The sequence below is a fragment of the Desulfovibrio sp. genome (genome assembly GCF_047607245.1).
In the GTDB taxonomy this organism is placed as follows: Bacteria; Desulfobacterota; Desulfovibrionia; order Desulfovibrionales; family Desulfovibrionaceae; genus Desulfovibrio.
The window spans coordinates 1-11752 of record NZ_JASGDK010000149.1 but is presented as its reverse complement, the minus strand read 5'-3'; the positions used below and the strand labels follow the sequence as shown (position 1 = coordinate 11752).

The 11752-nt window shown below is 50.4% G+C and carries 9 protein-coding genes and 1 pseudogene; 5 read left to right on the top strand and 5 right to left on the bottom strand.

Features of this window, described 5'->3' with window-relative positions:
* Positions 1 to 497, top strand: a pseudogene (locus QM579_RS11585) (hypothetical protein); the annotation flags it as partial.
* A gap of 144 nt (positions 498 to 641) precedes the next feature.
* Here QM579_RS11585 and QM579_RS11580 read toward each other — a convergent pair.
* Positions 642 to 1127 (bottom strand): hypothetical protein, encoded by a 486-nt coding sequence (locus tag QM579_RS11580; protein ID WP_414999297.1) that lies wholly within the window; start codon positions 1125 to 1127, stop codon positions 642 to 644.
* Positions 1128 to 2934: 1807 nt separating this feature from the next.
* On the opposite strand from QM579_RS11580, the gene QM579_RS11575 reads away from it, so the two are divergent.
* Complete coding sequence (locus tag QM579_RS11575) at positions 2935 to 3303, top strand: helix-turn-helix domain-containing protein (RefSeq protein ID WP_414999296.1); 369 nt, start codon at positions 2935 to 2937, stop codon at positions 3301 to 3303.
* A gap of 112 nt (positions 3304 to 3415) precedes the next feature.
* Here QM579_RS11575 and QM579_RS11570 read toward each other — a convergent pair whose 3' ends face one another.
* Positions 3416 to 5344 carry a putative bifunctional diguanylate cyclase/phosphodiesterase gene (locus QM579_RS11570; protein WP_414999295.1) on the bottom strand — a complete coding sequence of 643 codons (1929 nt, stop codon included), beginning with the start codon at positions 5342 to 5344 and terminating at the stop codon, positions 3416 to 3418.
* Positions 5345 to 6033: 689 nt separating this feature from the next.
* Between QM579_RS11570 and QM579_RS11565 the strand changes: the two genes are divergently transcribed.
* On the top strand, positions 6034 to 7077 hold the full coding sequence (locus tag QM579_RS11565) for a diguanylate cyclase (RefSeq protein WP_414999294.1): 1044 nt from the start codon (positions 6034 to 6036) through the stop codon (positions 7075 to 7077).
* A gap of 173 nt (positions 7078 to 7250) precedes the next feature.
* Here QM579_RS11565 and bioF read toward each other — a convergent pair whose 3' ends face one another.
* Together bioF and QM579_RS11555 are read right to left on the bottom strand one after the other, a co-directional pair.
* A complete protein-coding gene (gene bioF, locus QM579_RS11560; protein WP_414999293.1) occupies positions 7251 to 8405 on the bottom strand; it encodes an 8-amino-7-oxononanoate synthase in 1155 nt (384 codons plus the stop codon).
* A 2-nt stretch (positions 8406 to 8407) separates the two neighbouring features.
* Positions 8408 to 9109, bottom strand: coding sequence for a 6-carboxyhexanoate--CoA ligase (locus tag QM579_RS11555; RefSeq protein ID WP_414999292.1), 702 nt, complete (start codon positions 9107 to 9109; stop codon positions 8408 to 8410).
* A gap of 790 nt (positions 9110 to 9899) precedes the next feature.
* Here QM579_RS11555 and QM579_RS11550 point away from each other — a divergent pair.
* Positions 9900 to 10094 (top strand): twin-arginine translocase TatA/TatE family subunit, encoded by a 195-nt coding sequence (locus tag QM579_RS11550; protein WP_414999291.1) that lies wholly within the window; start codon positions 9900 to 9902, stop codon positions 10092 to 10094.
* Between the two features lie 347 nt (positions 10095 to 10441).
* On the opposite strand, the gene QM579_RS11545 is transcribed toward QM579_RS11550, so the two are convergent.
* Entirely contained in the window at positions 10442 to 11467 is a 1026-nt protein-coding gene (locus QM579_RS11545) for an aldo/keto reductase (RefSeq protein ID WP_414999290.1), read from the bottom strand.
* A 75-nt stretch (positions 11468 to 11542) separates the two neighbouring features.
* Here QM579_RS11545 and QM579_RS11540 point away from each other — a divergent pair.
* The coding region (locus QM579_RS11540; RefSeq protein WP_414999289.1) for a hypothetical protein at positions 11543 to 11752 on the top strand (210 nt) is incomplete at its 3' end.

The window sequence follows — 11752 nt, the reverse complement described above, 5'->3', positions numbered from 1 at the left end:
GTCCTGTCAGCGTGCCAACGCCCCTGGGAAATATCCGCGCCTTCGACCCCACGGCTCAGGCCGTTTGCGGTGATACAAATTCACTGGAATTCGCTCGGGCTACAACAACGGAAGCCCAACCTGCCACTCAACAATTTTCAGGCACTGCCCCAAAAGACACGTCTCTTCTTTCCCGGCCAGAGGCAGGCGAACCGCGCTCAGAAGCAAATGAAGCTAACGCGGTGCTGAGCCTCACCACCATCAGCACTGCACTGCACTGGAAGTCTGGAACCAACGCAGGAACCATAGCCCCCCGCATGGAAACAGATCAGCTCACGGGTATGAGCACAGTGGTTGTGCCCCTGCACCTTGCGTTTGGCCCGCGCGGGCAGCTTACAGTTGACGATGGACTTGAGAAATACACGCTGCAAATGAACGCAGTGCAAATTCAGCCTCACATCAACTTGCCCGACATGCGCAGCACGCTGGCAGGTTCACTGGCAAAAATGCCGCTATAACAACGGCAGCAGCGCAATCCAGTTTACGCCCCTTGAGCGAAGCTTCTTCTTAGTTCTGCCGAGGTCGCCGGTTGCATAGCCTGTAAATTTGCGCCCTGAACTTCAACGATAGCCATGCTGAGGCATCCAGACCAAATCCGAGGCTTAAATATCAAACCATATGTCGTTGGGCGCGTCATGATCATATTGCCCAAGGTGCTCACGCAAACGCGAAGAACCACAACCGGATATTTCAATCCAATTGAGACGGCTCGGATCTTTTTCCCAATCCAGTTCATAAATGAAGTGCATGCGCACAGCCAGTATGTTTGGCAATTCGCTACGGAAAAAACCCATCTTTCTGCCCAAAAAAACATAGGGTTGCTCCATAGAGGCAGAAGTGGCAGGGACCATGTAAAAAAGAATATCAGGCTCGCCGGACAAACTCTTGAGATCCGGCTCTTCTGGCATCCACGCACAAGCTCCACTGGCAGAAATATTTACTATGGGCGTTTCAACATCAGCCTCATGGCTATGACGGTGCAACAGGCTCGTAAGGTCGCAACGAAATTCAGGCGCTTGCACTATGCGTAATGCCCCAGATGCACGGCAATACTGGCTCGCCCAGTCGATTCTTTTATCCCGGCGCATTCTTCGCACAAAACACTTGTTGGCCAAACGTAAATTTACATGGCTGATTTCACCCCGAAGGTTTTTTTTCACACCAAGCACCCGGCCAGATCCTCTATATCCCAACCTTTCCAGCCCATTGCTCTGATTTTTCCGCGCCAGACAGAAAAAAAACTCGCACGCATACTGATGGATTTTGCATCCACGTGACAGGACCTCAGCCTCCTGCACTACAAGTGTTGCTTCTCTGCCCAAGACATTGCGCAAACGACCATAAAGAATCACATCCCTTGGCCTTCCTTTCCAGGGAATGCAACAAGCCACCTTAACAAAAGTTCTGTGCCTCTGAGCAGCAGCAAAAGCCTCGCGATCATCCGAGTTCCAGATGCAGCAGATATTATTGCTTGTTTGCTTCATGACACCCTGAATTCTCTAGTTAATTTACTATATCCGCATCAACATACGAGTACAAAATGTTACATATAAATATATGGGAAAAATATTTACTCTGTATTATACATCAGTATAATTAATTCCCGTGCACGCCAATCAACGGCGCATCAATAATCTTGCAACCTGCACTTGATGTATATTTATTTAAAATCCACTGCCCGAGTATGCGGCTCAATGCTCAGTGCTGGTCAAAGCCTGAATGGTTTTCGTATGAAACCGACTGCAAATGGATGCATTGTGCGCTGAAGTCAGGCATGCGCCATGCAATTAAGACCATTTATTGAATAGTTGATGTTGCAACAAAAACGTTTTCAATAAAATATTATGGATAGGAATAATGGTATGATTTCATATTGGCTACAGGATAGCACCTGCATCGTGTTTATCTTATGTTCTCAATAAGATTATCTCTTTGAGCCACAGTAAATACTAACTCACTAAGTGCATGCTTTGTCAACGTAATCAGGCATCAGAATAATCTGTCAGTTCACACATCACATAGATCAATGCAGAATTCCGATCCTCCATCTTCAAAATGCAAATCCTATCCCCCAAAATTCATTCCTGATTACAATTAACAATCCTTCAGTAAAACTTTTCATTCGCCTACCAGATACTCAAGACATACAAAAATACGCAAAAAAATGAACAATCACTCCTGGTGGTCTTATTTTTCCAGGCACACCTATGGTTATATACCCAATCAGCAAACAAAACTCATTACTATCTACGGTTTAAACATCATGTTCAGCACGCCAATACGATAAAATTTAATACTCTGATGTTTCTCACAATAAAAAAATGCGCTGCTAAACTTATTTAACAACAGCACACCTTAGATTTACATCCAAAAAACTTCAATTGCACAAATCAATTCATATATAATTCAATTTAGATGTATAAGAATAAAACTATTTGACTTAAAGAAGGAAATACATTTATTGTTTCTCACAGAAAGGCTTTATGCTTCTCTTCTATTATCGCGTTACCTATTTTACATGACAAATAGCCACTACACAGGCTGTAATCACATAACGGTAGCGCGCAGATGCAGATATCTAAAAGTGGTTATATGTTTTTACATTTACCATTTATGCGAAAACGCAGTCGGTATCAGCTCTGCCCCTCTTTTTCGGGGAGGGACTACACTCGCTTACTTTAACTCCTTTTTTGGAGACTCCAGTTGTCGCTATGGCAGGGCCGCGCACTGGGGTTGCACGACCCTGCCGATTATCATTCCTGTGAATGTATCCATATAAAATACAAAAGAATCAGGCCCTATGGGGGAGGTGCTGCAAGCACGTCTGGCCAAACCCCTTTTGTAGAAGAAAGCACTCATGCCACGGATAGTTGGGCATAAGATCAGGAGCAACAAATGATGGACAACAACTTTTTTGACTACTCCCTCGCAATGGAACGCATAAAATCGGTTACAGGGTGCAAGACACAGCAGGATTTGGCAAAATTTCTGGGCGTGTCGCAGTCATGCATTTCGGACGCCAAAAAGCGCATGGCTATCCCTGCCGAATGGCTACTAAAGCTTTTGAGAAAACAGGGTATCAACCCGGACTGGATTCGTAGCGGCATAGGGGCTCAATATCTGCACCCCAGCGAATCCAACAGCGAGATTCTGCCAAACAGCCAGCACAGGCCATCATCAAGCTGCATGATGCAAGAATTCTTCTTTTCCCTTGTCAGAAGAGCAATGGATGGCAGGGCAATGGACAGTAAAAAACTTACATAGCAAAAATATGAATACCGTTCTGCGCAGCCGGGCATTTTGACTGCGAAGAACAGCATTCAGTTGTAGAATCAATAATCAGCCACTGGCAGGGGGCAACCTGCCAGTGGCCTTTTTATGCCCCCTGAACCCCCAGGCCGCCCACAGCGGCTCTCACACCACCATCGGCAGAAACGGAACTGACGGGAAAAACCCGTCCCACCCTGAGTACTTTTTCAAACTCGCCAGCGGGCATGGGCTTGGCATAGTAAAAGCCCTGCGCGTTATAGCAGCCGTGCCGCATAAGGATTTTTGCCTGCTCCTCAGTTTCTACGCCTTCACAGATAGCGCTCATGCCCAGCTGCTTTGTCAGTTCGATCATGCTTCCCAGCACGATCTGCGCCCTTCTTCCCGCTATATTTCTTTTCACAAAACTTCGGTCAAATTTTATGACATCAGCGGCAAAGAGTTGCAGCAGGCCAAGTGATGAATAGCCCGAGCCAAAGTCATCGATGGTCGTTCTGAAGCCGAGTTCTTTCAGCTGCTTGATCTGTATATTGGCGGCTTCAGGATTACGCAGCATGGTGCTTTCGGTTATTTCCACCTCCAGCAGCCCATGCGGAATAGAATACCGGGAGGCTATTTCCACAAGCTTGCGGCTGAACTCGGGACGCTCAAAATGCTGGCTTGAAAAATTGCACGATACCGTAGAGGCACCGATTCCAGACTTTACCCAGCCTTGCAGGGCGCTGCACACCTGCTCGAAAATATAAAAGTCCACACGTAGCACGTCGCCACTGCGCTCAAACAGCGGAATGAAAGATCCTGGCAAAAGCAGGCCGTGCGTGGGGTGGTACCAGCGCACCAGCGCTTCACTGCCGATGATGCCATTGGTGAGCATATCCACCTTGGGCTGAAACCAGACCTGCAATTCCCCTTTCTCAAGCGCAAAACCGATGCCGTCTTTCAAATCCTGATGCAGCAATGAGACCTTGCGCATGCTTTCATCGTAAAAAACCACCTGACTCTTGCCATGCTGCTTGGCTTCTTGCAGTGCATAACCCGCCAAATCCAGCGCCAGCTGGATATCATGAGCAGCGCTATGGCCGTCTTTGAAAATATAAACGCCGCAATGCAGGTCTATTCTGCTGGGCAAATTGTTTTCAAGCCGCCACTGCTCCACGCTGTCGACGATATGGCGCACACGCTGCCCCAGGGTATCCAGTCCCTCATAGCGCACAAATGCGGCAAACTGGTCAGCAAAGCAACGGGCGCAGATTTCTGAATCTGAAAGTGAAGTCTGCAGGGCAGCTCCACATATTTGAAGCAGCTTGTCACCAACGGCAAACCCGAATTTATCATTGATAATTTTAAACTTGTTTATATCAAATTGAATAATTGCATGCGAATGCCCACCGTGCAGCTCCAGACGCGCGGCACATTCATCCTTGAATTTTTCCAGGGTATTCAAGCCGGTGAGCGCATCACTGTTGAGCACGCTCTGCATTTTTGCCCTGATTTTTTTCTTGTTCAGGCAATAACTGATTACCAGCAGAACACTGGCGGCAAGGCCAGCCACCGCAACCTCACCACCGGTAAAGACACCCTCTGACAAAGAGCCAGCCCCCGCGTGCTCCCCTTGGAGCAAATATCTGCCGTGCAAATCGTCCCGTGCATCAAGAGACAGCATTGCGGCGACGCTTTCGGGCCAGCCCGCACCGTGCAGCATTTCCCAATCGAGATTCGGTATCGCGCTTATGGGCCCAAGCCAGTGTACAGGCCCCAGCCACTGGCGCCGCCGGTCATATGCTGAAATATGAGGCCGCAAAAACCCGTCTTCCTTGAAGACGCGAAATGCAGATTGCTGCTGACTGGCAGAGCCGTGCTGATTTTCAGCCAAGCCCCACTCCATCCCGGCATGCTCCTGCGTTTCAGCCCTAACAGTGCTTTCTTCTGGCGCAACCTGTAGCCCGTGCCAAGGTGAAGACATGTCAGCCGCCTCCGGCAAGGCCGAATTTTCACGGGCAGCTGCGCTTTCACCAAGCCCCGTCAGGCTGGCTAACATATTCACGTCTGACACGAGTCTGCCGGCAAAAGCTGCGGCATGACTTGCGGAGGAACAAAAGCTTTCTACGCCACCACCCACGGCAGCAACCGAAATTGAGGTGCAGGCCAGAAAAAGCAGCGCAGCCAGGATTGGTAAAATTTGTCTCATCTGTTGTCTCGCACTATCGAGGACCAACGCATTGTATACATAAAAAGACTGCCGCCTTTGCCGGAACAGAAGGCATTCATCTTGTTTTATAAAATGGTTTGCTTCGCTGTGTATAAAGTGTGACGGCGTATGGGCTGATAAATTTAACTGCGGCGTGGACTATTCTGACTTTCTGCAAGAGCAAGAAGCAGCGCCCATATAGTGAGAGCAACTACTATTAGAAGAGGAAGAAAGTAAACCAATTCTACCCAGCGATAAAAAAACTGCCAAATATCGTTGTTTTTAACCATTGATTATATCAGAAACACTTTTCTATTTTTGCAGTTAAACACTTTACACATAAAAAAAATCTAGATATTTTTCACTCGTCAAACACAAAAATATTCCCTGCCGCTTCACCTGAAAAGATTTAGCCTGATAGCTCTTTGCTTCTGGTTTGTGGCGAACCTTGCCATATAACGGCTCAAGATACCTGCTCATTGCCCGCCATGACATGTTATAAGAGTTGTTTTTACGTAACCTCCACGAGGTGATGACCTATGGCGCATCCAAACGACACTGAAAATTTCTATGCCCGTGAAGGCAGTTCACAAGCAGAAGATGTTATAAATTATGTGCAGGCCATATTAAGCCGCAGCACTGCTGAATGCAGTGCTATTCCAGAAAATATCCGCGACATTCCGGGTATTGAAAAATTATCTTCTTTGCTTTTCGGCATACGCCATATGACAAATGCCCTCAGCAAGGGAGATCTGGATTGCAGTTGTTCTGAAAAAGGATACGTCATCGGCTCGCTTAAATCCCTTCAGGCAGATTTGCGCCACATGACATGGCAGGCGCGCTGTATCGCCAGGGGCGACTATCAACACCGCGTGAATTTTCTTGGCGATTTTTCTACGGCTTTCAACACTATGGCCGAAGAACTGGATAAAAGCGTCACCAAGCTCACTTCCCTGTCCACAGAGTACAAGGAAATGTCCAACAGGGATGCGCTGACGGGCCTGCTGAACCGCCGCGCCTTTACCAATCAGGCATTGGACGCCCTGCAAGAGCACGCCGAAAGATGTTCTCAGGCCGTCATCATTATGGTGGATCTCGATTACTTTAAAAAAATCAATGACACGTGGGGGCACGCGTGCGGCGACGAAGTGCTGCGCCAGACAGCTCGGCTGCTGTTGTCCCGCTTACGTGAAGAAGACATTTGCTGCAGATATGGCGGGGAGGAGTTTATTTTGCTGCTGCCCCATACGGACATTCAACGGGGAGTTTGCGTTGCGGAACAACTGCGCCAGAACTTCATTGAATCCTGTATAGTCTATGACGGACACAGTGTGCCCGTGACAGCCAGCTTTGGCGTGAACGGCGTCAGCCTGGACAACCCGCAAAAATGCCTGAATTCTGTTTTTGATAAAGCAGTAAAGAGGGCAGACAAGTACCTGTACGCAGCTAAAAGAGGTGGCAGAAACAAGGTGGTCAGCAACGAAAGGGCTTTCAGCAGCCCTACCGCCGTGCGGCGGCCAACGCAAAGTGAGCCCAGCTCTGACGTGGCGCCCCGGCCAGGCGGGCAGGAAATAGGCGTTTAAACCAGAGTTCGTATCAAAAAGCAGGCCCTGGGCAGTGCCGCCACGAGAGGAAGTTGCTTGTTTTATTAGGAAGAATGAGCTTTTTATGCAGCGAGTGCACTCTGACGGGGCTCGCCCGGAATAAAAGGAAAAGCTCGACGCAAATAACTGAAAAGCGCTCGAGGCAACACTGCCTAAACAGCAGCAAGCGCCTTTTCCAGACAGGTTGCTGCGTAATCCAGATCCTCGCGGGTATGGGCGGCCATAACCGTCAGCCGTAGCCGGGCCATCCCCTTGGGCACTGTGGGATAACGTATGCAAGGCGCAAAAACTCCCAAAGCCAGCAAAGCCTCCGCCGCCCGGGCGGCCTTTTCCTCATCACCCACCATAATGGGGATAATGGGGCTCTGCCCTTGGATGTTCATACCAATCCGGCCCAGCTTTTCCACAAAATAGGCAACATTGCCCTGCAACCGTGCCACCAGTTCCGGGTGAGCGGCTATATACTCCAGCCCCGCCGAAGCCGTGGCCGCAGTGGAAGGTGAAGGGGCTGTGGTGAAGATGAAGGAACGGGCCGTATTACGAATCAGATCGCACAGGCTTGAACTGCCGCAAACAAACCCTCCTTCACTGGGAACCGCCTTGCTCAATGTGCCTGTAACCACAGGCACGTCATCGTGGCTCAGACCGAAATGCTGCAGAGAACCGCGTCCCGTGGCCCCAAGCACGCCAGTGGCATGCGCGTCGTCAACCACAAGCGTCAGGCCATATGTCCGGGCTATGGATGCCAGATCGGGCAGACGCGCAATATCGCCGTCCATACTGAACACACTGTCTGTGACGATAAAACCCTGGCGAGGCCGAAGGTGGCGAATCCGCTGCAACAGGTCATCCATATCGTTATGGGCGTAAACAGCGGTAAGCCCCCGCGCCAGACGGCAACCGTCAATGATGCTGGCGTGATTGAGCGCATCGCTGAAAATCACGGTATCCTTGTGGCACAAGGAGCTTATTACGCCCACATTGGCCGTGTAGCCGCTGGTAAAGGCCAGAGCCGCCTCACTGCCCTTGAACTCTGCCACAGCGGCCTCAAGGCGCATATGCGGGGCCATATTGCCCGTCACAAGCCGTGAACCGCCTGACCCCACGCCAAATTCTTCCACAGCGCGGATGGCTTTGCGGCAAATATGCTCGTTGGTGTTGAGCCCCAGATAGCTGTTGGACGAAAAAAGCAGCACACGCTGGCCGTCAATAACCACTTCCCTGCCTTGCGGCGTCGAAAGGGTGCGCAGCTTCCGGTACAAATGTGCGGCTTTGATGGCGTCAATACGGGAGGCAAAACTGTCCATGCCTACTCCATACAGACCATGACGGGCTGATGCTCAAGATAGTCCATGCACTGTTCCAGGCTGTCCGGGTCTCCTCTGAAAAGAAAAATCCGCCCTCCCAACTGCATGCCGCTGGCCTTTATATGGTGAATGCGCACATACCCCCGGTCGCGGGAAGCGAAATAGCCCGTCGTGTAATCAGGGTCATCGGAAATACATAATTCGCCGATGATCTGCGGGCAAGACGCCACTTTGCTGGCAAGGCAAAGCGCTTCTTTGAAGTGATTTTTGCCTTCGCCGCTATTGCCCGTATAGTCCATACATGTGGCCCGTACCCCGCGCTGCTGGTCTGGTTCCAGCCGCTGCAGGCTGTCTGCATGCAGCAGCACTGCACCTCGCATGGGCTCGCGCAAGCCGTACAGCAAAGACAGCACAGGGCCGGATTCCAGCCCCAAAGCGCAAAGTTCCGCATCCAGCACCCGGCGGGCTTCATCCATATCCTGTACTTTGGGATCATGCACGGGCAGGGCTTGTATGGTCAAAAGAGGCCGGGTTATGTGCCGAACTGTAACTGTCACGCTTTCAGCCGGGCCATTGGGATGTTCCAGACCGCGGCTGGTCAGGGCGTCCATAACTTGAGCCATTTCACGCCGCTCCACAATGCGCTCTGCCCCCGAGATATGACGCGAACCGCTTTCTGCCCGCATCTTGATACTGTATAGCATGCCCTTTGCGTCCTCATTAACCGAAGCATTTTATGCTGCAATGCCTGCATATGCGGTACATGCCCTCAGCACCGCGCTGGCAGAAAGATGCCAGCCAAACAGGCATCAAATTGTGCCAAAATCACTAACGAACGGCCGGGCCAGACCGCCACGCAACCTAGAGGCCCGTATTCGGAATCTCTGTGGAGCTGACTCTTTCCCAAAGCCGCTTTCCGGTCAAGGGCGTAGCCGATGGGCCCAAAATTTCGGCGCTACCCTTGGCAAGCCCGCCTAAAACTCGGCAGTATCCAGGCAACGGCCATGAGCAAGGCTATGCTGCATACATACTTTGGCTGACGCCAGATCCCACAAATGGCAGCAAGGCCGCATCTATTGTTGCCCAAGACAGGCGCGGAAGGGCTCTCATTGATTTTAGACAGGAATGGCAATTGAAGACTCAATATGGCCGGACATGTGCCCCCCGAATATTTCTGCAATGGTCACCCACCATGCTCACGCCATTGACATGCTTTAAAAGATTAGTATGTGCTTTGTACAAGGTCAAACAAGGTTCCAGAGCAGATTTTGGGACTGCGAGTTGCACTACTCAATAGTTTGAATTGGTGCATGGAGGCAGCGTAATTTTGCAATCTGCGGGGTCCATTTGCAGCGGTTTGAGGACTGCCTGTTGACCAATTTAAGTTTCGAACGAGTTTGCCTTTGCACAATCAAGCGACTATGATTGTAGGCGTCAATCAAAAGTCCCTGTTGAGACATAAAAATAACAACCTTAACTGCAAGGATTTATAATATGGGCGCACTGAGCATACAACATTTGCTTGTTGTACTGGTGGTTGTGATAGTGCTGTTTGGCGCAAAAAAACTGCCTGAAATCGGCAGCGGGCTTGGCAAGGCCATAAAGAATTTCAAGCAGGCCACCAGCGAACAGGAAGAAACGGATATAACCACCCGAGACAACGAAAAAAACGACAACAAGCCGAAATAATCGCAACTGCTCTTCGCATCTGGCTACTGAACAGAAATTTCTGGGCCTACGGCCCAGTATTGAAGCCTGCCTTTTGCCCCGCCGCTGACATTGCCACACAAACCCCACCTTTCAGTTTGCTGCGCTGGCAACAGACTCATATTATTATGACGTTTGCTTGTTGAGCGGGCTAATGACCGAAACAAAAAACTACTGGCTATTGGTCTGCTCCCTGCCGACGAGACAGGGACATACCAATAGCCAGTAGTGCTGATTATACAAAAGCAACGTCTGAACAGACGATTATATGTTATCTAGCTAGCCCTCTTTCAATACCCCGCCGCGCCAGTTTCGGAACCGCCGCCAGCTCAGGCATTTGCCCCCTTCATCCCTTCCTGTGGGTAGCGTTCACCGTGAACAGCTTCCGCCGCAAACGCGGCATCAAGCAATGCAATGGCCTCTTGCGGCAAGGGAAGCTGCGCTGCCCGACAGTTTTCTTCAAGCCGCCCAATACTGCGCGTGCCGGGAATGACCACAAGGCGCTCATAACGGCTAAGAAGCCACGCAAGAGCAACTTGCGCGGAAGTGCAGCCCTGTTTTTCAGCCACAGCCTGCAAGGATGGCAGAAGCTTTGCGTTGTTACGAAGATTTTCCCCCTGAAAGCGCGGGTTGGCCCGCCGGAAGTCTCCGGCCTCAAGGTTTTCAGGTGACGAGTATTTTCCTGTCAAAAATCCCCGGCCCAGTGGACTGTAAGCAACAAAGCCAATGCCCAAACGGCGGCATGCGGGCAGAACCGAGGCTTCCATTTCGCGTGTCCACAAGGAATATTCGCTTTGCAGCGCAGCCACAGGATGCACGGCATGAGCCTTTTCCAGCGTAGCGGCTGAAACTTCGCACAAGCCTATATGCGCTATTTTGCCCTGCTGTTTAAGTTCGGCAAGTACGCCCATTGTGTCTGCTATATCTACATCGGTATTGACCCTGTGGGCGTAATACAGATCTATGCGCTCAACGCCAAGCCGTTTTAGCGAAGCATCGCAGGCGCTACGGATATAGTCCGGCGAATTGTTGATGCTGCGTTTGTATGAATCGGCAGGGTCTCGGTCGATGCCGAACTTCGTGGCAATGCGAATGCGGCCGCTTGCATATTCTTGTGGATGGCGGGCAATGAATTTGGCCATAAGACGTTCATTGTGACCACGGCCATACATGTCGGCAGTATCAAGCATGGAGACGCCCAACTCCAGAGTATGATCAAGAACCTTAAGGCAAGCTTCGTCATCAGGCGAAGCTCCGTAAAATTCCGACATGCCCATCGCGCCAAAAGAAATGGCGGATGCAGATAATCCATCTCCAAGTTCCCGTACTGGCATTGCTGCATTGTGCTGTGTCATTATTTCTTTCTCCTCACCGTTATTTGTTCTTCTGAGCCGCAGCAAGCGCGGCCAGTTTTCTGTTAGGCTCTGGCAATGCATGCCTTGTCAGCAACAAGTGTTGAGCCAAACTTTACGCCAGAGTTTAAGGCGGATTTTGAGGCGGATTTGCCACATATTTGTGGCAGGTCGCGCGCGGTGCATGCCAAGTATTCACGTGGATACGTATTCGCCGGGCTATCCGTCCCCTTTCGCTTCATGAACTTAGGCAGCTATGACCAATTTGCATCATACTTCTTTTGTGAT